Source organism: Granulicella aggregans, assembly GCF_014203275.1.
In the GTDB taxonomy this organism is placed as follows: domain Bacteria; phylum Acidobacteriota; class Terriglobia; order Terriglobales; family Acidobacteriaceae; genus Edaphobacter.
The window spans coordinates 18,440-42,624 of the sequence record NZ_JACHIP010000007.1 but is presented as its reverse complement, the minus strand read 5'-3'; the positions used below and the strand labels follow the sequence as shown (position 1 = coordinate 42,624).

19 protein-coding genes and 1 riboswitch are annotated in these 24,185 nt (G+C 59.6%); of the genes, 7 read left to right on the top strand and 12 right to left on the bottom strand.

Features of this window, described 5'->3' with window-relative positions; genetic code table 11:
• Nucleotides 1-14 precede the first annotated feature (14 nt).
• From HDF16_RS21625 to aceE, 3 genes are read right to left on the bottom strand one after another with little or no spacing between them, the layout of a single operon-like run.
• The gene (locus tag HDF16_RS21625; protein ID WP_348641386.1) at nt 15-1,946 is read right to left on the bottom strand and encodes a capsule assembly Wzi family protein; all 1,932 of its coding nucleotides are present in this window, start codon (nt 1,944-1,946) and stop codon (nt 15-17) included.
• A 40-nt stretch (nt 1,947-1,986) separates the two neighbouring features.
• The gene (locus HDF16_RS21620; RefSeq protein WP_184221538.1) at nt 1,987-2,844 is read right to left on the bottom strand and encodes a thiamine pyrophosphate-dependent enzyme; all 858 of its coding nucleotides are present in this window, start codon (nt 2,842-2,844) and stop codon (nt 1,987-1,989) included.
• A gap of 36 nt (nt 2,845-2,880) precedes the next feature.
• The gene (gene aceE / locus HDF16_RS21615; protein ID WP_184221536.1) at nt 2,881-5,586 is read right to left on the bottom strand and encodes a pyruvate dehydrogenase (acetyl-transferring), homodimeric type; all 2,706 of its coding nucleotides are present in this window, start codon (nt 5,584-5,586) and stop codon (nt 2,881-2,883) included.
• A 189-nt stretch (nt 5,587-5,775) separates the two neighbouring features.
• On the opposite strand from aceE, the gene HDF16_RS21610 reads away from it, so the two are divergent.
• On the top strand, nt 5,776-6,528 hold the full coding sequence (locus HDF16_RS21610; protein WP_184221534.1) for an SDR family NAD(P)-dependent oxidoreductase: 753 nt from the start codon (nt 5,776-5,778) through the stop codon (nt 6,526-6,528).
• Nucleotides 6,529-6,578: 50 nt separating this feature from the next.
• Here the strand turns inward: HDF16_RS21610 and argJ are convergent, their stop codons facing one another.
• On the bottom strand, nt 6,579-7,847 hold the full coding sequence (gene argJ, locus HDF16_RS21605) for a bifunctional glutamate N-acetyltransferase/amino-acid acetyltransferase ArgJ (RefSeq protein WP_184221532.1): 1,269 nt from the start codon (nt 7,845-7,847) through the stop codon (nt 6,579-6,581).
• A gap of 117 nt (nt 7,848-7,964) precedes the next feature.
• Here argJ and HDF16_RS21600 point away from each other — a divergent pair, with 117 nt between their 5' ends.
• Nucleotides 7,965-8,654: an L-ribulose-5-phosphate 4-epimerase gene (locus HDF16_RS21600; protein ID WP_221312993.1), complete on the top strand. Its 690-nt coding sequence runs from the start codon at nt 7,965-7,967 to the stop codon at nt 8,652-8,654.
• 114 nt (nt 8,655-8,768) lie between these two features.
• Here HDF16_RS21600 and HDF16_RS21595 read toward each other — a convergent pair whose 3' ends face one another.
• From HDF16_RS21595 to lpxB, 3 genes are all read right to left on the bottom strand, one after another.
• Entirely contained in the window at nt 8,769-9,887 is a 1,119-nt protein-coding gene (locus tag HDF16_RS21595; RefSeq protein WP_184221530.1) for a Gfo/Idh/MocA family oxidoreductase, read from the bottom strand.
• A gap of 94 nt (nt 9,888-9,981) precedes the next feature.
• A complete protein-coding gene (locus tag HDF16_RS21590; protein WP_184221528.1) occupies nt 9,982-11,994 on the bottom strand; it encodes a M1 family aminopeptidase in 2,013 nt (670 codons plus the stop codon).
• An 86-nt stretch (nt 11,995-12,080) separates the two neighbouring features.
• Complete coding sequence (gene lpxB, locus HDF16_RS21585; RefSeq protein WP_348641393.1) at nt 12,081-13,307, bottom strand: lipid-A-disaccharide synthase; 1,227 nt, start codon at nt 13,305-13,307, stop codon at nt 12,081-12,083.
• Nucleotides 13,308-13,505: 198 nt separating this feature from the next.
• Between lpxB and HDF16_RS21580 the strand changes: the two genes are divergently transcribed.
• The 4 genes from HDF16_RS21580 (at nt 13,506) to HDF16_RS21565 (ending at nt 16,172) form a co-directional block, all read left to right on the top strand.
• A complete protein-coding gene (locus HDF16_RS21580; protein WP_246409616.1) occupies nt 13,506-13,934 on the top strand; it encodes a hypothetical protein in 429 nt (142 codons plus the stop codon).
• Between the two features lie 121 nt (nt 13,935-14,055).
• Nucleotides 14,056-14,159: riboswitch (SAM riboswitch) on the top strand.
• Between the two features lie 115 nt (nt 14,160-14,274).
• Complete coding sequence (gene thrC / locus HDF16_RS21575; RefSeq protein WP_184221526.1) at nt 14,275-15,552, top strand: threonine synthase; 1,278 nt, start codon at nt 14,275-14,277, stop codon at nt 15,550-15,552.
• 51 nt (nt 15,553-15,603) lie between these two features.
• Nucleotides 15,604-15,885, top strand: coding sequence for a MoaD/ThiS family protein (locus HDF16_RS21570; RefSeq protein WP_184221524.1), 282 nt, complete (start codon nt 15,604-15,606; stop codon nt 15,883-15,885).
• 140 nt (nt 15,886-16,025) lie between these two features.
• Nucleotides 16,026-16,172: a lmo0937 family membrane protein gene (locus HDF16_RS21565; protein WP_184221522.1), complete on the top strand. Its 147-nt coding sequence runs from the start codon at nt 16,026-16,028 to the stop codon at nt 16,170-16,172.
• Nucleotides 16,173-16,240: 68 nt separating this feature from the next.
• Here the strand turns inward: HDF16_RS21565 and lon are convergent, their stop codons facing one another.
• The 5 genes from lon to tig all read right to left on the bottom strand — a co-directional run bounded on the left by lon (nt 16,241) and on the right by tig (nt 23,231).
• On the bottom strand, nt 16,241-18,667 hold the full coding sequence (gene lon, locus HDF16_RS21560) for an endopeptidase La (protein ID WP_184221520.1): 2,427 nt from the start codon (nt 18,665-18,667) through the stop codon (nt 16,241-16,243).
• A 153-nt stretch (nt 18,668-18,820) separates the two neighbouring features.
• On the bottom strand, nt 18,821-19,375 hold the full coding sequence (locus tag HDF16_RS21555; RefSeq protein ID WP_184221518.1) for a hypothetical protein: 555 nt from the start codon (nt 19,373-19,375) through the stop codon (nt 18,821-18,823).
• 175 nt (nt 19,376-19,550) lie between these two features.
• Nucleotides 19,551-20,834 carry an ATP-dependent Clp protease ATP-binding subunit ClpX gene (gene clpX / locus HDF16_RS21550; protein WP_184221516.1) on the bottom strand — a complete coding sequence of 428 codons (1,284 nt, stop codon included), beginning with the start codon at nt 20,832-20,834 and terminating at the stop codon, nt 19,551-19,553.
• Nucleotides 20,835-21,123: 289 nt separating this feature from the next.
• On the bottom strand, nt 21,124-21,714 hold the full coding sequence (clpP, locus tag HDF16_RS21545; protein ID WP_184221514.1) for an ATP-dependent Clp endopeptidase proteolytic subunit ClpP: 591 nt from the start codon (nt 21,712-21,714) through the stop codon (nt 21,124-21,126).
• Between the two features lie 77 nt (nt 21,715-21,791).
• A complete protein-coding gene (tig, locus tag HDF16_RS21540) occupies nt 21,792-23,231 on the bottom strand; it encodes a trigger factor (RefSeq protein WP_184221512.1) in 1,440 nt (479 codons plus the stop codon).
• Nucleotides 23,232-23,424: 193 nt separating this feature from the next.
• Between tig and HDF16_RS21535 the strand changes: the two genes are divergently transcribed.
• Nucleotides 23,425-24,141 (top strand): uracil-DNA glycosylase, encoded by a 717-nt coding sequence (locus tag HDF16_RS21535; RefSeq protein WP_348641385.1) that lies wholly within the window; start codon nt 23,425-23,427, stop codon nt 24,139-24,141.
• The last annotated feature ends 44 nt before the right edge of the window (nt 24,142-24,185 follow it).

Below are 24,185 nucleotides of genomic sequence, written 5' to 3'. Positions count from 1 at the left end.
CGCAGGTCTATCGGTTATTTATTGAGCGTGGTGGAGTGCAATTTGGGGAACCAGGTGACCTGGGCCGCGGCGGTGGTATCTGATTGTCTTCCAGTCTTGTAGATAGGTGCTTTCCAAGCTTCGTACTGGACGTAAGCATTGAGTTCGATGTCCTGGTGGAAGCGCTTCACGACCGAGGCTTTGAACTGGTTCTGGGTGGTGCCTCCCACGAAGTCATTGGGTATCTTCTTGTTCAAATATTCAAGCTGGATCCACTCTTTGGGGGCGAGGTGATAGGTGAGCCACGCCTGGCCGCCCTTGGCCTCGCGACCGATGGAGTCGCCGAGCAAGAGACCCTTGTTGGTGTAGCCCTGCTTCTGAACGGTCTCGTAGTAGAAGAATCCACCTTGCTGGCTTTGAGTGATGCGGGGGTCGGTGGAGACGGCTTCGACGCGGAGTTCAAGCTTCGGGATGCGGGGGAACTGGGAGAGGTCGATGCCAGTCCGGAAGGCAGCGCGGCGGGGAGCATCGATGGGCGAGACGTCGTCGTGGACGTTGGAGTCAACGTAGAAGGTTGCGTAGTGGCGCAGGTATGGCAGGCGATAGCTGAGATTGAAGGAGCTGAAGCGCGCGCCAGGGTCGGCCCGTGAGAATTTCTCAGCAGCGGTGGTATTTGCCGTGCTGAAGAAGCCCTTCAGGAAGGTGTGAAGCGTGACCGGGGCATGGTCTTTGCCGCCGAAGATGATGGTGCGTTGGAAACCGATTTGAAGGTTGCCGGTGGGCTGGAAGCTGAGTGATTCTGAGTGGACGTAGGGGCTGTTGGGGGCGGTGTGACCCTTGAGGCTGCCGTAAAAGAAGTCGTAACGGAAAGGCCCGGTGATTCGTGAGAGCAGAGGAATCCGAAGGGGCTCGATGCGATTGATGCGGAAGGAGTAGATGTCTTCGGCGTTGTTCGACCAGGCCATGGAAGCACCGGCGGCGGGACCGAGCCAGGCGTCGGACTTGCCGAAGGAGATCTCGTGGCTGAGCACGTGATACGACAGGTTCGCTTCGACGATGCGAAAGGGATTCTGGGCGGAGATGGGGCCGGCGGGAATGGTGGCCTGCGGAGCGTTCGGGGCCTGGTAGGGTCCGATGATGTCGCCGAGGGAGAGTTGGTTAGCCAAGGCAAGCGAGTACCCAGTTGCTGAGGGAGCATGTTCGTACTCGGCCCGAACGTAGAGCGAGAATCGGCCCGCTTCAGCTAGCGTGGAGAATCCGGCAATGGCGTTGAAGCCGTGTTCGTAGGGGCGGCCGTAGTCGTTGCTGATGGTCTGACCGAGGTGGAAGCTGTCGCGCAGCGGCGTGCCGGAGATGCCCATCAGGCGCGTGTAGACGGACTCCGTGCCGTAGACGATGGGGCGCGCGGCGTGTCCGGTCTCGCGCTCCGTGTCTAACTCGTCGACCAGCGTCGCGAAGATGCCTTTAGCCTCCTCGCTGTCGCCGTTGAGGATCTCGGCCTGCGACTTTTCTAGGACGTGGAGAACGGAGCGGCGGGTCCATGGGCGCAAACCGAGCGAGAGTGTGTCCGCATAGCCGAGTTCGTACAGGCGGACAAGTTCGGGGTAGATCCAGTTGTCGACGGGGATATAGACCGAGCCGGACCGGTCCGGCAGCGCCAGGAGGACGCCGGGATCGTAGGCGTTGATTTCGGGAAAAGGATGAGACGGAGGTGTGGGCGGCGGAAGCTCCGCAGGAGGCAACGGCACCGGCAGATAGGCGGGGAGCGAAGGTATTGGTCCCTGATTGGGTGTAGGAGCGGGAACGGACTGAACCTGCTGGCCGGGCGCAGGGATGATCGCTGCCTCCGTCAATTCGAAGGGAACTCTGGCACTGAAATTGAGTGACGGGGTTGTCGATTGGGCTAAAAGCGGAGAACAGAGAGCCGAAGCGATACCCGCCACGGCAAGTAGAAATGCTGTACGCACCTGCACCTCGATAGCCCTAAGTCTAAATCAGGTAACGTGACTAAAGCTTGACGGCCTTGAGGCGGGCGGTGAAGCGGGTATCGATGGAATGGAACCAGGCATCGTCGGCGATCTGGCGGTGGACGAGCGAGGCACGCATCGCAAGGACGGGATCGCTGGACTGTGGATCTTGTCCAGCAAGCTGGAAGGGAACACATTCCATGAGGACGGGGCCGCCACCGGCGCGCACGCGGACCATGGACTCCTGCACGACGCGGTAGAGGGCGACAGCATCGACAGCGTCGACGGGGATGCCAGGAACGCTCGCGGAGGTGGAGAGCTCAGCGAGCTTGCCAGGTTTGGGCGAGTTGCCGAATGCAGGCAGGGCGACGAAGAGGATGGGCGCGGAGTGCGCGGAGGCGAGGCGAAAGATGGGCTTCCACTCGGGAAGCGTGAGTTCGCCTGGGTAGATATTTGCCAGGACGAGCTGCCCCTTCTTCTTTGAGGCGAGTGCCAGGGCCGCGCCGATGGCGAGGAGCAGGCGTCTCTCAGGGTCTATCGCAAAGGGAAGCTCTGTGGAGACCGGCTGGGTAGCATCGACGTCGAGTTCCGCGCTTTGTAGAATCCCCGCCAGCTTCCCGCCGCGAAGAAAACGGGTTGCGATGCCGGGAGCTGGGTCACTCGTGACGTCGTCTGTCAGCAGCGAAAGAGCGGCGCTGACCCGGCATGCTTCTTCGCCGGGATTGACTTGCAGGCGTGACGAGGGCTTGGCACGGCGCTGGATGGTCGCGATGTGCTCTTCGAGCAGGCGAAGTTCTGCCATGGCCGTGTAGAGCTCGCGGAGGCGCTTATTCGGGATGAGGGGATTCTCCCATGGAACTTCAACTGCGGGAGCGCCACTCTTCTTTGGGGACTTCAATTGTTTCTCCTCGATCGGTTGTGCAAGCGCCGACCCTTATGCGTGAGCTGGGTCGGCAGCTTCGGTGTCGAGGTTAAGTTCGACGAGCGCTTGCTGGGCCTTCTTGGGCTTGATCTTGCCGTCACGGGCAAGCTTTGAGAGGGTGGCCCCGGCGATGGCTTCGGCAGAGACCTCAAAGTGGCGGCGGAGATGTTCGCGGTTGTCGGAGCGGCCGAAGCCGTCCGTGCCAAGGGTGACGAGTCGCTGGCTAGTGACGTTCAGCCACGGGGCAAGGGCGTCCGGGATGGACTTCATGTAGTCGCTGGCGGCGATGATGGGGCCGCCTGCGCCTTCGAGCGCCGCGACAAGGTACGGCTTGCGCTCGGGAGAGGCGGGGTGGAGGCGGTTCCAGCGCTCGACGGAGAGTGCCTCGCGGCGGACCTCCGTGTAGCTGGGAACGCTCCAGACGTCCGTGGGAATGTTGTACTTCTCGGCGAGGATGGTCTGCGCGCGGAGCACTTCGTTGAGAATAGGGCCGCTGCCGAAGAGCTGCGCCTGTGCCGGACCGTTCGTCGCGGCGCGGAACTTGTAAAGGCCCTTTAGAACACCCTCGGCCGCGCCTTCCGGCATCGCGGGCTGTTCGTAATCTTCGTTGTACATGGTGACGTAATAGAAGACGTCTTCGCCCTCCTGGTACATGCGGCGGATGCCGTCCTGAAGCACGATAGCCAGTTCGAAGACGTAGGCGGGGTCGAAGGTGACGCAGGTGGGAACGGTGCTTGATAGCACGAGCGAATGGCCGTCCTGATGCTGAAGGCCTTCGCCGAGCATGGTGGTGCGACCGGCGGTTCCGCCCATGAGGAAGCCCTTGCCGCGCGAGTCCGCGAAGGCCCAGACCATGTCTCCGATGCGCTGGAAGCCGAACATGGAGTAGTACATGTAGAAGGGAATCGACGGAACACCGTAGTTGGAGTACGCAGTTCCAGCGGCGGTGAAGGAGGCCATGGAACCAGCCTCGGTGATACCCTCTTCGAGGATCTGGCCGTCCTTGGCTTCGCGGTAGTACAGAAGCATGTCCGCATCGTGCGGCGTGTACTTCTGGCCTTCAGACGCGTAGATGCCGACCTGACGGATAACGGACTCAAGACCGAAGGTGCGGCCTTCGTCGGGCACGATCGGAACGACGAACTTGCCAAGGGTCGGATCTTTCAGCAGGTGCTTAAGGATGTTCACGAAGCCCATGGTGGTGGAGACGGCGCGTTTGCCGGAGCCTGCCGTCCACTCCTTGAAGTAGTCGAGGCCGGGAGCGGTAAATCCGAGCTTTGGGGTCTCGCGGGTGGGCAGGTAGCCGCCGAGTGCCGAACGGCGCTTCTGCATGTACGCAATCTCTGGCGAGTCCGGAGCCGGGCGATAGAAGGCCCCATCCTTGGCTGCTTCCTCGGGGACCGGGATGTCGAAGCGCTTCACGAAGGCAGCGAGCGCGTCGTCAGCCAGCTTCTTCTCAGAGTGCGTGGCATTGCGAGCTTGTGCGGAACCGAGGCCGTAGCCCTTCACGGTTTTGGCGAGGATGACGGTAGGGCTGCCCTTGTGCTCTAGCGCACGCTTGTAGGCGTTGTAGATCTTGATCGGGTCGTGACCGCCGCGGTGCAGGCGGGCGAGGTCATCGTCGGAGATGTCCTTGACGAGTTCGAGAAGCTCGGGATATTTGCCGAAGAAGTGCTCGCGGAGATACGCGCCGTCCTTGGCTTTGAAGTTCTGGAAGTCGCCATCGACGCACTCTTCCATGCGGCGGAGGAGAAGGCCGGTGTGGTCGCGCTCGAAGAGGGCGTCCCAGTCGCTGCCCCAGATGACCTTGATGACGTTCCATCCCGCGCCGTGGAAGACGCCTTCGAGCTCGTCAATGATGCGCTTGTTGCCACGGACCGGGCCATCGAGACGCTGCAGGTTGCAGTTGACGACGAAGACGAGGTTGTCGAGCTTCTCGCGCGCGCCGAGCGAGATGGCACCGAGGGTGTCGACCTCGTCGGTCTCGCCGTCTCCGACGAAGGCCCAGACCTTGCGCGGCGTGGCTTCGATGAGGCCGCGATTCTCCAGGTACTTCATGAAGCGCGCCTGGTAGATGGCATTGAGCGGGCCGATGCCCATCGATACAGTTGGGAAGTTCCAGAAGTCCTTCATCAGCCACGGGTGCGGGTAGGAGCTGAGGCCAGGCTCGCCACGGAGTTCGTGGCGGAAGTTGCCGAGGCGGGACTCGTCGAAGCGGCCTTCGAGGAAGGCGCGGGCGTAGACGCCGGGCGAGGCGTGGCCCTGGAAGTAGATGAAGTCTCCGGGCTGCTGCGGGCCGCCGGTGGGCGAGGGGTACTTGGCGTGGAAGAAGTGGTTGAAGCCGACTTCGAGCAGCGTCGCGAGCGAGGAGTAGGTCGAGATGTGGCCGCCGATGCCGGCGTCCTTCTTGTTCTGGCCGTGGACCATGGCCATGGCGTTCCAGCGGATGAGGCTTTCTACGCGGCGCTCGAGGGCGCGGTCGCCTGGGTACGGGACTTCGTCGTGCTTGGGGATGGTGTTGCGATACGGCGTGGTTAGTTCGGTGGGAGTGGGCACGCCAGCCTCGCGGGCTCGTTGGCGGAGGGCTTCGAGGAGCTCGGCACCGTGTTGCCAGTCGGCTGCGACGACATCGTCGAAGGCTTCAATCCACTCGGAGACTTCTGCAGAGTGATCGATTTGGGTAGCGGTCTGGTCAGGTGCTTCGAGCTTGGTCGACATGGGTGTTGGGTTCCTCTAATAGCGCTATTGATAAAGATAATAGGTGCAGCGGGAAACGTCACCTTGAGAATCATTTCCACGCTGTGAACGGCGAGTCGGAGCGGAATTCTGCATCGTTGGGAATAGCCTCACATCAACTAGGTGACTCGCGAAATGGCGAGTCCGAGTAAACGAAAGAGGAAGCACCATATGGCGAAGCTTGCGGATAAAGTTGCAGTGGTTACTGGAGCATCGAAGGGCATCGGCGCGTCGATTGCCAAACACCTGGCGGCTGAGGGAGCCTCAGTGGTTGTGAACTATGCTTCGAGCAAAGAGGGCGCTGACAAGGTCGTCGACGAGATCGTCAAGGCCGGCGGCAAGGCCATCGCGATTGGCGGCAGCGTTGCTAGAGAGGACGAAGTAATCAATCTCTTTGCGAAGACCAAGGAAGCCTACGGCAAGGTCGATATCCTGATCAACAACGCGGGCGTCTTCGCATTTTCGCCGGTCGAACAGATCACAGTGGAGGACTACCACCGCCAGTACGACACGAACGTGCTTGGCGTCTTTCTTGCCACTAAACATGCGCTGCCCCTCTTTCCTGAGACCGGCGGCAGTATCGTCAATATCAGTTCCGTGGTCAGCACGCTTGCTCCGCCGTTTGGTTCGGTTTACTCGGGAACCAAGGGAGCGCTCGACACCATCACCAAGTCGCTTGCCAAGGAGCTTGGGCCACGCAAGATTCGCGTCAATGCCATCAATCCCGGCATGGTTGTGACCGAAGGCGCGGAGAGTCTCGGTATCATTGGCAGCGATATGGAGAAGCAGACCATTGCAACCACCCCGCTTGGCCGTACTGGTCTGCCGGCGGATATTGCTCTGCCCACGGTTTTCCTCGCTTCTGAGGATGCGCGCTGGATCACCGGCGAGACGATCTTTGTATCGGGCGGAGCGGGTATTTAGTCCTGATGCGAGTACTGCGATATCGCAGTTCACACCGACTACTCAAGCGCCTAGCTTGAGTAGTCGGCGTTTATGGCGACGTATTCGGCGGTGAGGTCGCAGGTGAGGAACTTGGTTTCCGCCGTGCCGACACCCAGGTCGAGTCGGATGGTGTACTCGCGTTCGAGCATGGTCTGGTGGGTGGCGGCTTCATCGAATTCAGGCACACGGAGGCCATTGGCAAGCACGAGGTGCGGGCCGATCCAGACGGTCACGGTGTTCGGGTCGAAGTCAACTCCGGAGTAGCCGGCGGCAGCGAGCAGGCGGCCCCAGTTGGGATCGCCGCTCGACCATGCGGTCTTGTTCAGCGGCGAGTGGGCGATGGCCTTGGCGACACGACGGGCATCGGTCTCTGTCGCGGCTCCGGTGATGTGGAGGTTGACGAGGTGGGTGACGCCTTCGCCGTCGTCGACGATCTGGTGAGCAAGCGAGTTGCAGACCAGGCCGAGGGCATTGGCAAAGGCCTCGCCGATGCGGCCACTGCCGGTGGCGTCCAGCTTCACGCCGCTGGCTCCGCTGGCGAGCAGAAGGACGGTGTCGTTGGTGGAAGTGTCGCCGTCGATGGAGATGCTGTTGAAGCTGCCTTCCGCAGCGAGCGCGAGCAGAGGTTCAAGCTCGGCGGGCGTGGCGTCAAGGTCAGTAAAGAGGTAGACCAGCATGGTCGCGTGGGGGGGCATGGCGGCGGCCAGTTGGGGATGAATCATGCCCGCGCCCTTGGCGACGCCGAAGATGCGGAATTCCATTCCAGCGTAGTCGGGGTGGGTTGCATCGATGCCGACGATGGCGCGTGCCACCTTCATGCGCGTGTCGGTGGTGAGGATAGCGCTGGCGAAGAGTTCGGCGTGGGCAGCGGATGGCCCAATCTTGTCGGATGTAGAGGGCAGGGCAGCGACGATCTTTTCGGCGGGGAAGGGGACGCCGATGATCCCCGTTGAGGAGGGGAAGACCTCATCGAAGATGCAGTGGAACTCTTCAGCAGCGGCGACGCAGGTCTGAATACAGGCCTCGATGCCAGCTTCTCCGGTCATGCAGTTGGCGTTGCCGGAGTTGACGAGGATCGCGGAGACTCGGCCACCCGTGGCGGCGAGGTGCTTTCTGCCAACGATGATCGGGGCAGCCACAACGCGGTTACGGGTGAACATCGCTGCGGCGTTGGCTCCGCCGGGGGCAAGGGCGACGGCGAGATCAAGCTTGCCACTGACTTTGATGCCAGCTTTAACTGCTCCCCACTGGAAGCCGAGAGGAAGATCTGCGGAAGGGAGCGATGCGTCGGAACTCATAGAAATTACTTTATCAAGCGGATGTCGACGGATGAGAAACGGAAGAGATATTCTGTATGAGAAAACGATTTCTCAACCCGCCCAACCCAGGGCCGAGTGAGTACAGGAGACGGACCGATGCTGCTGAAAGATTTGCGTACCGAAGTGCTTGAGGCGAACCTGGAACTGGTGAAGCGTGGACTGGTGCTGTACACGTTTGGCAATGCTTCGGGTGTGGATCGGGAGCAGGGACTGGTGGTCATCAAGCCGTCCGGCGTGGATTACGACGATCTCCGGCCGGAACACATGGTGGTGACAGACCTCAACGGAAAGATCGTGGATGGCGACCTGAAGCCGTCGTCGGATCTTGATACGCATACTTTGCTCTACCGTGAGTTTGCGGAGATTGGTGCAGTGGTGCATACGCATTCGGAGTTTGCGACGAGCTTCGCGCAGGCGGGCATGGAGATTCCGGCGCTTGGCACGACTCATGCGGATTATTTTTATGGGCCGGTGCCCGTAACGGCGGTTCTGTCCGACCAAGCGATCGGCGGAGCCTACGTACACGAGACCGGAGTGGCGATCGTGAAGCGATTCGAGGGAATTGACCCAATGGCAATTCCGGCGGTGCTGGTGGCGGGACACGCTCCGTTTGCGTGGGGTAAAGATGCGCATGATGCGGCGCACAACGCTGTCGTCCTGGAGGCAGTGGCCAAGATGGCCTATAAGACGCTCCTCCTCAACCCCGAGGCTGATGGGGTTTCGCAGGCTCTGCTTGATCGGCATTACTTCCGCAAGCATGGCGCGAAGGCTACTTACGGGCAGTAATTGTTCACCAGGAAGGACACAGAAACGCCCAGTGGTCAGACCACTGGGCGTTTTCTTCTGCAAGCCATTTTCTCAAAACCTTCAAACAAAGAGGCTTACGGCAAGCGATACAAACTACGTAATAGGCTCAAACTTCACCGGCAGCGTGCGGCCGGTTTCGCTGCTTTCGCGGGCTAGTTCGAGCAGGCGGATGACCTGGTAGCCATCGGTGGGTGTTACGGCGAGTTTGCCTGTACCGCGGATTGCGTCACGCACGTTGAGATAGAAGCCGCGATAGTCGCCCAATTCAGTTTCGACCTCGTAGTTTGTGATCTCGGAGGGCTTTTCGGGGTCCGGAGCGATGAAGAGCTTGCCCCATCGGGTTGAGGTTTCGCCGAGCCAGTCGTCGCCGGGTTCCGGTTTGCCGTTGCTCCCGAGGCGGGGAACTTTAGCGCCAGCGACAAGGGCAGGCTCCTGTGGATCAAGGCCGTACTTGCGGAAGCTGCCTTTGGTTCCGTGCAGTTGGAAGCGCGGGCCAGGGTCGGCGGCGATCATTGTGGCTCGGCAGATGGCGAGCATGCGCGGGTAATGCAGCGTGATGTCGAAGGCGTCTTCGATTTCGGAGTTGTCGCGGTCGCTGCGAACACTGGCGGTGATCGCCTGGGGCACCCCGAAGAGGCAGAGGACCTGGTCGACGAGGTGCGGGCCGAGATCGAAGAGCATGCCGTTTGAAGGGTGCGCCGCTTCTTTCCATGTGCCCGCGCGCGGGATGGGGCGGAAGCGATCAAAGTGCGATTCGAACGTGGTCAGGCGTCCGAGAGCACCTTGCATTAGAAGAGCGCGTACGGTGAGGAAGTCACCGTCCCAGCGGCGATTGTGGAAGGGAGCGAGGATGAGGTCCTTTTCGGCTGCGAGCTTGGCCATCGTTGCAGCTTCGGCGCTGGTGGCGGCGAGAGGCTTGTCGACGACCACATGCTTGCCCGCCTCAAGGGAGCGCATGGCTAGATCGAAGTGGGTCTCATTGGGAGTACCCACGACGACGAGCTGAGCATCGGAGGCGAGGACTTCGTCGACGCTGCGAAGGATCGTGACATCGGGATACGCCCTTGAGGCCTCGTCGCCCTTGCGCTGCATGATGGAGGAGAGTTGAAGTCCGGGGACTGCGCTAATGAAGGGAGCGTGGAAGACCCGACCTGCCAGACCAAATCCAAGCACTGCGGCCTTGATGGAGTCTCTTTCTACTTGCGATGCCATTCTTTGTTCCTTTGAGAGAAGGTTTACCGGGAGTCAGCGGGACTAGTTGCTCGAAGCCTACGCAGACACTTACTTAGCGAGACGAGATTGGATATCAGTTCTCTTCGCGGGGACGTTGATAGGGTTTCTGCATGAGGGCGCGAGCTTCGTTGACCGCACCTTGCGTATTGTCGTTGGTTTGGACGGCCAGGCGATACTCGTTGACGGCGCGATCGCGTTGGCCGGTCACGTCAAAGATGCGGCCGAGTTGAATGTGGCTCCAGACTTCGACCCACTTCGGATCGCCGTCGCCTCGCAAGGCATCGCGGAATGAGTTGGCCGAAGACTGGTAGTTGCGCTGCGTGAAGAATATCTCGCCGATACGGTAGTTGGCGAGGGAGCTGGTTTTGTTGATGTCGAGCGCCTTCTGATATTCGCCGAGCGCAGCCATCAGGTCTCCCTGGGCAGCCTGGTTCTGACCGCGAAGAACAGCGACGCGGACAGCGAGATCCGGTGTGCTCTTGAGCAGCCAGTTGTCGGGATCGATGTTGATGCGGCGTGGACGGCCGAAGGTCTCGATGGTGTATTGCGATTCGCTGCCGGAGACATCGACGCGGCGCAGTTCGGTCTTTCCGTCGGTCTCGATGCGTAAGGCAACGGGCATGCGGAAGAGGTCGAGATCCTGGTCGATGGAGCCGACGGTGCGGAAGCCCTTATTGTTGCCCAGACGATACACGGTGAACTTGTTGTGGAACTGGGGTGCGCCGGTTCCATCCAGCCATTGGGCAAAGAAGGCCTGTAGATTCGGAGCGCTTCCGTTAGCGGGAGTCAGTTGGGCCTCGGCCACCGTCTCGATGTTGGAGCTGCGGATGCCTTTGTCGGTGTACTGCGAGAGCAGGCCGCGAAGGAACTTCTTGAAGACCTCGTCGCCCATCTCCCAGCGGAGCATGTGAAAGACCATGGCGCCTTTTTCGATCGTCATGTTCTGGAACTGCGGGGAGAAGTAGTCGAGACGGCCGAGCGTGGTGAGTGGTTCGGTGTCATAAGCCAGCGCGGCGGCGGACTCGTCCGTGATCGCGCTTTGGAAGGATGTTTTGCCTGCAGTCTCCTCCAGATACATCAACTCGGAGTAGCGCGACATGCCATTGGTGATCCAGGCGTCGTTCAGAGTCGCCGGAGAGACCTCAGACCCCCACCACTGGTGCGCGATGGTGTTGGCGAGGAGGCGGCGGCTGTTCTTATCACCGATGCGATTGCCGGCGATGGCAGCAATCTGGGGTGCCCAGGCGGCGGAGACGGCGTCATCTGGAAGCTCGACGATATTCAGGCGGCCGGACTCGGGCTGACCAAAGACTGAGCTGAAATATTCGAACTGCTCCGCTGCAGTCTCGGCGTATCCGCTTGCAGGTGCCTTATGCTTCTCGGTTACCCAGATGCGGACGTTAGGGATGCCGGGTGCCGAGATCGGAGCGAGGAACTTTCCGATGATCAGCGTGCCGGGGAAGCCTAGCTTGGTCCAATTGAAGTTGTATTCGGTGAGATTGCCGGGGATGCTCTTGGGGCTGGACTCCGTGGTGGTGCTGCCGACGACGCGGTAGTCTGACGGCACATGGATGTGCATCTCCGCGGTGAAGCGGTTGGTGAACAGGCCGGGAGTGGCAAGAGGGAACCAGCGGCCGGCGTAGAGCAGGATCGAGACAGGATCGGCGATGGCGGCGAGCTTGATGCCTTCGACGGGGCTGGTGTCGGAGCCCGTGAGGGTTCCAGAGTAGTCGAAGGTGAGCGTCGTGCTTGTGCCCTTGGCGAAGGGCGTTGTAAGCGGGATGCGGACGGTTGAGTTCGTGGTCAAGCGCTCTGGCGTGAGCTGGTGCTGCGCAGCGTCGACGAGTTTCGTGATCTGCAGGCCGTTATTCAGTTCAAGCGTGATCTGCGAGACATCTTCGAGCGCTGTCAGGGTCACCGCAACCGTGGCAGTCAGTTTGTTCGTAGCAGGATCGACTGTGGCATTGATGACGTATCCGGTTGCCTGCACCTGGGGGCGCACAGGTGCGGCGAAGGTTACGCCGGCGCAGAGCAGCAGGGTGCAGAGCGAAAGGTGCGCCAGGGTAGAGCGGCAAATGCGGATCATGCGGGTCAAGTTCCTCACAACCAACGATATCTTCATACCTTAGACGCTGCGAATGAGGGATGGAGATTGCAGAAAACTTTGTGGGTTCAGCGATTGAGATCGGGAACGCCTTGAGAAGCCTCCAATTTAGGCGGTGTGAGCAGATCAGCCACGATCTCCGCCGCACGCTTGATCGGTTGAATGGTGGGGTCAGGCAGGAGTTGGGTGCGGAGTTGGGCGAGGTCTTCGACCATCCGGCGGCGGTCGGGGGTCTCGGCCAGCAAGGGAGCGATGGCGGCGGCCAGGTTCTCCGGCGTGAACTGCTGCTGGAGAAGCTCCGGGACGATGCGGCGACCGGCGATGAGGTTGACCATGGCGATAGGGAGGTTGCCGTAGCGGTCGGTGTCGGCGGGAATCTCGGGTGGGTACTTCACGAGGTTGCGAGCAAGCGCGAAGGTGAGCGGAGAGACACGATAGACGACAACGAAGGGGTTGCCGATGACTGCGGCCTGAACCGTCGCCGTACCGCTGGCGACGACCGACGCGCGAGCATGGAAGAGCGCCTCACGTGCGTCGGGCACGAGGTGAATATAGGGCAACGGGGCCGAGGTGGAGGTGGTGATCCAACCCTTGACGAACTCCTGCAGACGGGCGCGGTCGATGGTAGAGGCGACGGGGAGAATGTACTCGCAGGGATAGGGAATATGGCTGGCCATCTGAACCATCGTCGGGAGATTCGCCGTCACCTCCTTCCAGCGGCTTCCGGGCAGCAAGGCGATCCAGGGTTTGGACGGGTCGAGCTTGTAGTGGGCCGCATAGGCTTCGCGGGCAACGCTGGGCTTGGGAAGCGCGGCGAGCGGGTGGCCGATGAACTCGGCGTCTACGCCTCGGTTCCGGTAGAACGGCTCTTCAAAGGGAAAGATGACGAGCATCTTGGTGACGCGTTCCTGCACCCATTGAAGCCGACTGCGTTTCCATGCCCAGAGCTGCGGACTGACGAGATAGACGACCGGGATGCCGAGGCGGTGAAGATGCTTTGCAAGACGGAAGTTTACGTCGGGGAAGTCGATCAGGATGGCCACCGAGGGTTTCTCGCGTCGGATGGCGCTGACCAATTTTCGGTACTGCGAGTAGATGAACGGAGCGTGACGGATGACCTCCGTGATGCCCATATGGGCAACGTCTTCGGCTCGAACGATCCGGTGTTGACCAGCGGCTTCCATCTCACGTCCGCCAAGGCCGAAGAAGCTGGAATCCGGGTTTGTCAGCTTTAGATCATCAATGAGTTGCGCGCCGTAGTGGTCGCCGCTGGCTTCACCGGCGGAGAGAAAGATGCGCGGATTGGGTACGGTGGCGATAGTTCCAGTTTAGACGGTTGGATGTGTGTCTTTCACGCGACAGACAGGGGCAGAGTTTTTGGGCATGATGAACGATCTGTCATCGAATGGTCTGGCTTGATACAAGACTACCGCCGTAGAATGGGATGATCGAAGAAAACTACTGATCGATCGCCACTGTCGACTGACGGTGCGATGGAAATGGGTCCGGCCGACGCAATGGCAATCAACGAAGATTCGACAAGCACTCCCGTAGTTTTACCGAACGATAAGCGCGCCATTCTGCATATCTGCAAGCGGGAGATGCTTCGACCTCTGCGTGACCAGATCTTGCGGCTCTCGGGATTTGATGTGGACTCGACGTTGTCTGCGGTGGAGGGGCTGGACATGTTCTGGGCGAAGCATTACGACCTGGTTCTGATTGACGTGGAAGGCGAGCAGGCGATCCATGATGCGGAGACGATGTGCTCGGAGATCAAGACGGCACAGCCAGAGCAGCTTGTGGCGTTCGTCTGCAACTGGCGCGTCGCGATCCTGACCGACTGCCCGGACGAGATTCTGCGGACTGAGTTCGATCCTGCAAGGTTCGTCGGTGGTGTGCAGGATATCGTCGCGAAGCAATAACGAAGCGGGTTTTGGGGCTGTTGCATCTCGCGACACCACCTTGGTAAGACAGCGTTTGTTGCATTCAAAAATTACGCGTGATACAACAGATTCATTCCAGTTTGCCTTCGGGCAAATTTGAATTTCATGCAGAGTGGTTGAGGGACGAGCCCTGAGACGCCACGACAACCGGACAGAACATGCGTACCGGTGTCAACTCTCTCCTGGAAACAGGGAACATGAGATTCGGAGCACGCTGCCGCTATTCCAGGGTGGGCACCCCCGCATTTCCTTCCTGTAATTCTTCCAGAAAAGAGTACGTCGCAGACAGCCGCACCCCTCCTTCACGAGAGAGTGTGCAATGGAGTATTCCTGTTCGGCGTATGAGTTGAAGTGCAATGAGTGCGGCAAGAGCTTTGGCAACCAGCCCCTTTCCGCATGTGACGACTGCCTGGCCCCGCTTGAAGTTCATTACGATTTAGAGGCTGTCCGCGCAGAGTTTACCCGCGAGAAGATCGCCGCGGGACCTGCGAATATCTGGCGTTATAAGGCGCTGCTGCCAATCCCGGCAGGTTTCGAACCGGATCTTCCAGTGGGCTTTACGCCGCTGGTCAAGGCGAAGCGGCTGGGCAAGCGCATTGGCGCGAACAATCTGTACATCAAGAACGATGCTGTCTGCTTCCCGACTTTGAGCTTCAAGGACCGCGTTGTGTCTGTCGCGCTGGCGAATGCTCAGGCATTTGGATTTGAGACGGTGGGGTGCTCGTCGACTGGGAATCTGGCGAACTCTGTGGCGGCACAGGCTGCGCGGTTGGGACTGAGGGCATGCATTCTTGTTCCGGCAGATCTGGAGCCGGCGAAGATTCTGAACACGCTGGTGTACGGTGCGCGGTTGGTGCGGATCGATGGCAACTACGACCACGTAAATCGGCTCTGCACGCTGATTGCGGACGACTACAAGTGGGGCTTCGTGAACGTGAACCTGCGGCCTTACTACGCTGAGGGATCGAAGACTGTTGGCTACGAGATCGTCGAGCAGCTTGGGTGGAAGCTGCCCGACAATGTGGTCTGCCCGATGGCGGGTGGGTCGCTGATTCGCAAGATCCGCAAGGCGTTCAACGAGTTGATCGCGTTGGGGCTGGTGGAAGACAAGCCGGTGCGGTTCTTTGGAGCGCAGGCTACGGGATGCTCGCCGATTTCAACTGCGGTAAAGCAGGGAACTGACTACATCGAACCGCAGCGTCCGAACACGATCGCGCGGTCGCTGGCAATCGGGAATCCGGCGGATGGGCCTGCTGCGGCGAAAATGATCGCAGCGACGAACGGCTGGGCGGAGGATGTCTCGGATGTGGAGTTGGCATCTGGCATTCAAGAGTTGGCTGAGACAGAGGGCATCTTCACTGAGACGGCGGGCGGCGTGACGACGGCGGTTGCGGCTCGGTTGTACGCCGATGGCCGCATCTCCGAGGATGAGACGACGGTGATCTGCATCACCGGCAATGGCCTGAAGACCACGGACGCGATTGCGAACCGGTACGAGTTTGATCGGGCGGTTCGCCCGCGGCTTGCCGACTTCGCGGAGTACCTCGAAGAACTCGACGGAGTTCGCGAACCGGAACCCGAATTGGTCGAAGTTTAGGCCGGTCGTTTCATGTTTGTGTTTTTGCTTAGCTACAGGAGAAATGAATCAATGTCAGTAAAAGTTGTGCTTCCGACTGCCTTCATCCGCCACACCGATGGACAGAAGCAGTTTGCTTCCTCTGCTTCAGACCTGCCCGGACTACTTGCCGATATCGACCAGACTTTTCCCGCGCTTGCCACGCAGATCAAGGGCGACGATGGGAAGCTGCGGAGGTTCATCAACATCTACATCAACGACGAGGACATCCGCTTCCTGGGCGGCGACGCTTATAGCTTCAAGGATGGCGATGAAGTCATGCTGATTCCGTCGATAGCCGGAGGCAAGGGCTGACCCGAGGGCTGGATTGCTGCCTGGGGACACTGCGCGACTGATTCGTTTGACTACAAGCAACGATTCGGTCGCGCAGTGTCTCTCATAAGGTGCAGCCAAGCGCAACCGCGCCACTCTCTGGTTTCAAGAAAGCAGATGCCATGTTCCTGATCCTTGCCCTTGTTCTCGTACTTTGCTGGATTGGTGGCTTCACACTCTTCCATGTCAGCGGATTTCTGATTCATATTCTTCTGATCTTCGCTGTGATCTCGATTGTGATGCACTTTATATCGGGTCGAAGAGCTTAGAAATAGCTCCTCAGAAACTGAAAAGACCGAGCCACATTGGCTCGGTCTTTTTCTTTATTGCGTGAGGATTATTGGTGCGACATGGGTTGAGGAACGGAAGTCACAGGCGGAATTACGCTTCCAGCGAGAGCCTCGGGAAGCTCTTCCGAGAGCGTGGGAAGTTCCTCTTCAAGGGCGATTTGGAGAACTTCATCCATCTGCTCTACAAAGTGCAGCTTCATCGACGACTTCAAAAGCTCTGGAAGATCCGCGAAGTCGCGGCGGTTTTCTGCCGGGAGAATCGCTTCGAAGATGCCGGCGCGATGAGCGGCGAGAAGCTTCTCTTTGAGGCCGCCGATGGGAAGAACCTTGCCGCGCAGCGTAATCTCGCCGGTCATGGCGATGTCGCGACGAACCTTGATCTTCGTTAGAGCGCTTGCCAGCGCGGTAGCGAGCGTGATGCCAGCCGACGGGCCGTCCTTGGGGATAGCCCCTTCGGGAACGTGGACGTGGATGTCGAGGTGGCGATAGAAGTCGCGCTCGAGGCCAAGCTGCCGCGCGCGAGACCGAATATAGCTAAGAGCGGCTTGTGCGGACTCCTGCATGACATCGCCTAGCTGGCCGGTGGTGGTCAGCTTGCCCTTGCCGTCGAGGATCTGGACTTCGGTTTGGAGGATGCTTCCGCCAACTTCCGTCCAAGCAAGGCCGGTGACGAGGCCGACCTCGCTCTTCTCATGGACCTGAGAGTCGCGGAACTTTGCGACACCGAGGATGGATTCGAGGTTCTCGCCGGTGATCTCTTCTTTGTGTTCCGGGCCGTTCTGGACGACACGGCGAGCTACCTTGCGGCAGACGTTACCGATCTCGCGTTCGAGATTGCGGACGCCAGCTTCGCGGGTGTAGCCACGGATGATGCCCTTGAGAGCGTCGTCGGTGAAGCTGATCTGTTGAGCGGTGACACCGGTGCCTTCAAGCTGCTTCTTGACCAGGTACTGCTTGGCGATCTCGAGCTTTTCGACCTCCGTGTAACCGTGCAGGCGAAGGATCTCCATGCGGTCCTGCAACGGGCCGGGGATCGTGTGGAGTACGTTTGCCGTGGCGACGAAAAGAACCTGCGAGAGGTCGTATTCGACGTCGAGATAGTGATCCTGGAAGCTCGTATTCTGCTCAGGGTCGAGGACTTCAAGCAGGGCGCTGGCGGGATCGCCGCGGAAGTCCGACGCCATCTTGTCGATCTCGTCGAGCATGAAGACGGGATTCTTGGTGCCGGCCTTCTTCATCGACTGGATGATCTGGCCGGGGAGTGCTCCGATGTAGGTGCGGCGATGACCGCGGATCTCCGCTTCATCGCGAACGCCGCCGAGGGACATGCGGACAAACTTGCGGCCTGTGGCCTTGGCAATGGACATGCCGAGCGAGGTTTTGCCAACGCCCGGAGGTCCGACGAAGCAGAGGATCGAGCCCTTGGGGTTCTTGACGAGCTGCCGGACGGCGAGGAATTCGAGGATGCGTTCCTTGATCTTCTCGAGGCCGTAGTGATCTTCGTTGAGGATCTTTTCGGCGTGCTCGATGGATCTGATTTCTTTAGACCGTTTCTTCCAGGGCACCGCCAGCAGCCAGTCGAGGTAGTTGCGCGAGACGGTTGACTCAGCGGACATGGGCGGCATGGCTTCGAGCTTCTTCAGCTCCTGCGTCGCCTTTTCGAGGACATCCTTGGGCATGCCGGATTCGTCGATCTTCTTCTTCAGATCGTCGAACTCGGACTTTTCGCCGCGGCCAAGTTCCTTCTGGATGGCCTTGATCTTCTCGTTGAGGTAGTACTCTTTCTGGGCCTTCTCCATCTGGCGCTTCACACGGCTCTGGATGGTACGGTCCATGTTGAGCTTTTCGATGGCCACGTCGAGGACGTCGGCGATACGGGAGAGGCGCAGTTCGGGATCGAAGACCTCGAGGAGTTGCTGCTTCTCTTCGATGGAGAGCTGAAGATTAGCGGCGATGGTGTCGGCCAGCTTGGTGGGCTCGTCCATGCGGACGGTGGCGGCCATGGTCTCGTAGTTCAAAGACTGCTGGAGTTTGATGTACTGCTCGAAGAGGGTATGGACGCGCTGCGCGAGGGCTTCGATCTGCGGGGTGAGTTCGAGGCGGGTCTTGCCGGTGCGGACGGTGGCGACGAAGAAGCCGTCTTCGTCATTCACTTCGGTGGCGCGGGCGCGTTCTACTCCTTCGACGAGAACTTTGATGTTGCCGTCGGGCATCTTCACGCTCTGGACGATATTGCCGATGGTACCGGTGGCGAAGATGTCGTCTGCATTGGGCTCGTCGACTGAGGCGTCGTGCTGGGTGGCGAGAAAGATCTTGCGGTCGCCGTTGAGAGCTTCTTCGAGGGCGCGGACGCTCGACTCCCGGCCGACGACGAAGGGCGTCATCATATGGGGGAAGATCACCATGTCGCGAATCGGCATCATCGGAAGCTTGCGGAGTTCGCCGGTCAGAGTCTCTTTTGCTCGGTTTGTCATATATCCCCATTAGACGTTCGACAGCGCTGCAGGATGCAAACGAGGCCGCCGTGCGTTTACGTGATTGTAATTGGGGATCGAGGAACATGCGAATCGAGCAAGGGCCGCTTTAGCGTCCCATCGAATTCGCGGTTTTCCCACTACGGCGAAGAATCAGTGAGAGCGCTTTGCGAAGGGATCGTTGCCATCCAGACGGCCATTCGCTTCGGTCAAGAGTGAGTCCACGAGGTGCTGAATCGCCCTCGTGAGTTCGTCCGAGACCTGGTTTGGCCCCGTCAATCGCAGATACCACTTGTTTGCAGAGAAGGGGAAGTGTTGTGCGGTAGAACCGCGGCTGAAACAGTCGACGTGATTCTTACAATCCAGGAGAAACGCGGAGTGCTGGCCCACCCTGGACCAACCGCCAAGTCCTTGCTGGCTCAAGCCAAAGATAGGGACTGTCAGCGTTTGAGAGTTGCACGTTCCTGCCACAGAGTGGGCAAAATCCTGCTTGATAAGAAGACTTCGGCGATCTTCGGAGATCGAGATGGCTTGCTCGAAGCCGGGGCAGCCAGAATCGACAAACTCCAGCGTGGGATATTTGTGAATCGTGGTGTTGATGTAGGAGACGGTGTCGTCCGGGGAGAGTTTTGCAGTTTGTGCCTCGAGCGACTTCACGAAGCAAAGTAAAAGCGCCAAGAGCGCCGCGTTCCGGATAAATTGCGCCAATTTACTCCTCCACTTTGACACAGGCGCGGAGAGACCTTGGCTCACACGCGACGCTGTCGCTCTATCGGCAATTTGCGCCAAAACGTACAGCCGTCACGGCTATTTCTTAGCGGGAAAAAGCAAAAGCCTGAAGAGCTGCGCGCTCTTCAGGCTTTTGCGGGGGGTAGAGCGAGGATCAGCCAGCCTTTTCGAGTATGACCGGGATGGTGAGTTCGCGCTTTTGAACCATCGCCTCGGTGATGACAAGATCCTTGATCTTCTTGTTGCCGGGGACGTGATACATGAGATCGAGCATGAGCTCTTCGAGAATCATGCGCAGACCGCGTGCGCCGACTTTGCGGTTCAGAGCTTCACGGGCGATGGCGCGGGCGGCATCGTCGGTGAAGGTGACCTTCACGCCTTCGTAGTCGAAGAGCTTGGCGTATTGCTTGAGGATGGCATTGCGCGGCTTGGTGAGGATGTCGATGAGCGCGGCTTCGTCAAGTTCATCGAGGATTCCGAGGACAGGAAGACGGCCTACGAACTCGGGAATCAGACCGTACTTCAGAAGATCCTGGGGCTCAGCCTGGCGAAGCATTTCGGAGTCGCGCTGGGCGCGGATCGGGGTTGCAATCTCCTTCGCGTCAGCCTCTGCAATCGCGCGGAAGCCAAGGGCCTTCTTGCCGATGCGGCGACCGATCACCTTTTCGAGGCCGACGAATGCGCCGCCGCAGATGAAGAGGATGTTCGTCGTGTCAATTGCGGTGAACTCTTGGTGCGGGTGCTTGCGTCCGCCCTGCGGCGGGACGTTGGCGACGGTGCCTTCGAGAATCTTGAGCAGCGCCTGCTGGACACCTTCGCCGGAGACATCGCGGGTGATGGATGGATTCTCATCCTTGCGGCCGATCTTGTCGATCTCGTCGATGTAGATGATGCCGCTCTGCGCGCGGGTGACGTCGCCTTCTGCGGCTTGGAGGAGCTTCAGGATGATGTTTTCGACATCTTCGCCGACGTAGCCGGCCTCGGTGAGGGTGGTTGCGTCGACGATGGCGAAGGGAACATCGAGCATCTTCGCGAGCGTCTGCGCTAGGAGCGTCTTGCCGGAGCCGGTGGGGCCTACAAGGAGGATGTTCGACTTGGCAAGCTCAACATCGTTGCCGCGCGTCTTGTTCATCTGGATGCGCTTGTAGTGATTGTAGACAGCGACGGCGAGCTTCTTCTTGGTCTGGTCCTGGCCGATCACGTACTCGTCAAGGAAGGCCTTAACCTCTTGTGGCTTAGGAAGATGCGCGGGGGCAGCACCGGGAGCGGCCTCGGTACGATCGTCTTCGAGGATCGAGTTGCAGACGGCTACGCACTCATCGCAGATGTAAGCGCGAGGATAGTCCGAGGGGGAGGAGATAAGCTTTGCAACCGCATCCTGCGATTTGTGGCAAAACGAGCAACGAAGAGATTCGTCAGTGCCGCGCGACGTTTTCATTGGGGGAACAGCTCCTGTCGAGACCACGGTGACCCGTTACTTGCGTCACGTTATATCGAAGTTTACACCTGATGAGATCGACCGTCGCTGTGGGCAAGTCGAAGTTAATTCCCGGCGGGTACCGGATAGGGTGCATGAAAGTAATGCGTCAGAAGGGCAACAGCTTGTCCTGCCGGACGGGCCCACTTCGCGTGGCGCGGTCACTTCGTGACGTGTATACCGCTTCGCGTGGTGCTCCCGTTGGTCGCAAGAGGAAGATTCAAGCGACCAACGGGTATGTGAGTAGCGGCTACGTGCGTGGCCGGTCGATGATGTCATCGATGATGCCGTATTCCTTGGACTGAGCAGCGGTCATGATGAAGTCGCGCTCTACGTCGCGTTCGATGCGGTCAAGCGGCTGGCCGGTCGAATGGCTCATCAGCTTGTTGGTGATCTCGCGAATGCGAAGTATCTCTCGAGCGTGGATGTCGATGTCGGTAGCCTGGCCGCTAAGCCCGCCCATGGACGGCTGGTGGATGAGGATGCGCGCGTTCGGCAGAGCGAAGCGCTTGCCCTTCTTACCGGCCATCAAAAGGAAGGCTCCCATGCTGGCGGCCTGTCCGATGCAGAAGGTCACAACATCATTCTTGATGTACTGCATGGTGTCGTAAATCGCGAGACCAGCAGTGATGGAGCCACCCGGAGAGTTGATGTAGAGCTGGATGTCCTTCTCCGGATCTTCACCGCTGAGAAACAGCAGTTGCGCGATGATGACGTTGGCGATGTTGTCGTCGATCGGGGTGCCGAGAAAGATGATGTTGTCGCGGAGCAGACGGCTGTAGATGTCGTAGGCACGTTCGCCACGACTCGTCTGCTCGATCACCATAGGTACTAGTCCCATAACACGCTCTTTCCTTTTGCTGGTGTCTCCACCGCGGTTCTGCTGCACTTTGTCGGTTGACGGGTTGCGGGTTTTGCTTACGAAGCCAGCTTCTCGTAGAGCAGGTTGCCAACCTTTTCGCGCTTCATCTGATCGCGAAGCCTGTCGATGCCACCGTCGGAGGCGAGACGAGCCGCGAGGGTCTCGTAGGGCTCGCGCGACTGCATGGAGAGCATCATGACTTCGTTGTTGAGTTCGTCTTCGCTGATCTCAACGTTCTCTGCCGTGGCGAGCTTGTCAAGGATCATCGAGGCCTTTACTTCGTTGACAGCCTGGTCGCGCTGGGCGGCGCGGAGACGGGCGAAGTCGAGCTTGCGCATGTCGTCTGTGCTCATGCCCTGCTGGGCGAGAGCGCGAAGGCCGCGATCGAGACGAGCATCGATCTGCTGCTGCACGAAGGACTCGGGGACAGGGAAGGGATACTTCTCGATGAGGTCACCGAGGAGCTTGTCCTTGGCGACGTTCTGGAGGGACTCGGCCTTGCGGCTGGAGGCCATCTCGCGGAGCTTGGACTCGAACTCTTCCCATGTCTCGAAGGCTCCGAGCTGCGAGGCGAACTCTGCATCGCGGGCGGGGAAGGTCTTCTTCTTGATGGCCTTCGTGGTGACGTCGTAGGCGACAGTCTGACCGGCGAGTTTGGGTTCGCCAAAGTCCGCAGGGTAGGAGACTTCGAAGCTCATCTCCTGGCCGGGCTTGGTGCCACGGAGAGCGTCGTTGAAGGCGGGCAGGGTGTTCTTGCCGCCGATTTCGACGAGTACGTTTTCGCCGGTGATCGGCTCTGTCGGAGCGGCGTTCTCGACGCCCTCCTCGGTGACGGTCTGGGCGAGGTCTTTGATCTGGCCCTTGAATTCGATCTCGGCCCAGTCGCCATCGACGAGTTCGCGGTCTTCTTCGATCGGCTCTACTACGGCGTGGCTCTCGAGGACACGGTCTAGCTCGGCCTGGAACTCATCGTCGGTGAGGGTGGCGTCCTGCTTCTCGACACGAACAGAATCGTAGCCGGTCAGGTCGATCTCAGGGAAGACCTCGAAGGCGGCCTTGAACTTCAGCGGCTGGCCGTCGAGGAGCTGCATGTCGACCATCTGCGGCTGCGAGGCAGGAGTGATCTTCTGCTCGTCGATGGCCTGCTTGAAGCGATCGGAGACGAGGCTTTCAAGGACTTCCTGGCGGACTTCCTTGGCGAAGCGGGTCTTGATGAGCGACTCCGGTACTTTGCCGGCGCGGAAGCCGGGGATGCGGGCGAGCTTCTGGTAGCGCTTGGTGATGGTCTTGAAGGCCTTCGAAACTTCTTCGGCCGGAACTTCCACTTCAATCTCGCGGGCGAGCTCGGGGTTAAGCGTTGGGCCATGCTGATGCTGATGCAGACCGGGCGCGAGGTCGCTGTGGTCGTGATCGTGCGCGTGGTCATGATCGTGATTGTGGTCGTGCGTGTGATCGTGTGCTGCTTCAGCAGTCGTTTCAAGCTCGGTAGGGGTCAATGTCTTGTTGCCTTTCGGAGTGCGTGTGACTGAAATCTTTTAGGCCGGTGTGCGCGGATATACACGCAGGATGCGACCGACGCCTCAACCTTTACTGTACGAGTCTTGAATGGGAGGGGTCAAACGGCGTGCTGCTGAAAACGGGGATTTCCCGCCCTGGAACCGAATAGGATTGTAAGTAGTGAAAGCGATTGTGAAGAAGAGTTTGGTCGTAGACGGGAAGTTGACGGTTCTGCAGGAGATTCAGGCGGGGATTGTGGCGTGTACGCAGTGCCCGCGGCTGCGTGCCTACGGCGAGAATCTGGGCGTGGTGAAGCGCCGAGCTTACATCGACCAGACGTACTGGGCGAAGCCGGTGCCGGGGTTCGGCGACCCGAAGGCACGGATTTTGATCATCGGGCTCGCCCCCGGGGCGCATGGGGCAAATCGCACGGGCAGGCCGTTCACTGGCGATGGGGCTGGGAACTTCATGTATCCCGTGCTGCACGAGATGGGCCTGGCGAACCACGGCAACGCGGTTTCGCGTGACGATGGCCTGAAGCTGCGCCATGCGTGGATCTGCTCGGTGGTGCGATGCGCTCCGCCGGGCGATAAGCCAACTCCGCAGGAGATACGAAACTGTTCGAGGCACCTGACGGCGGAGTTGGGCGAGTTGAAGCGAGTGAAGGTCGTGGTGGCGCTCGGAAAGATTGCGTTCGATGGCTACCTCGCGCATCTGCTCGCAGCGGGCGTGATTGAGCGGCGGTCGCTGTACAAATTTGGGCATGGTGCCGAGTATCGGCTGCCGAATGGGCTGGTTCTGCTGGCGGCCTATCACCCGTCGCTGAGAAATACAAATACGGGACGGCTGGATAAGGTAATGTTTGCACGGATTTTTGTGCGGGCGCGGGAACTGGCCGGGCTCGATTGACGCCCGCGCAGAAAGAATTAAATCCAACCTATGCCGGGAAGTGA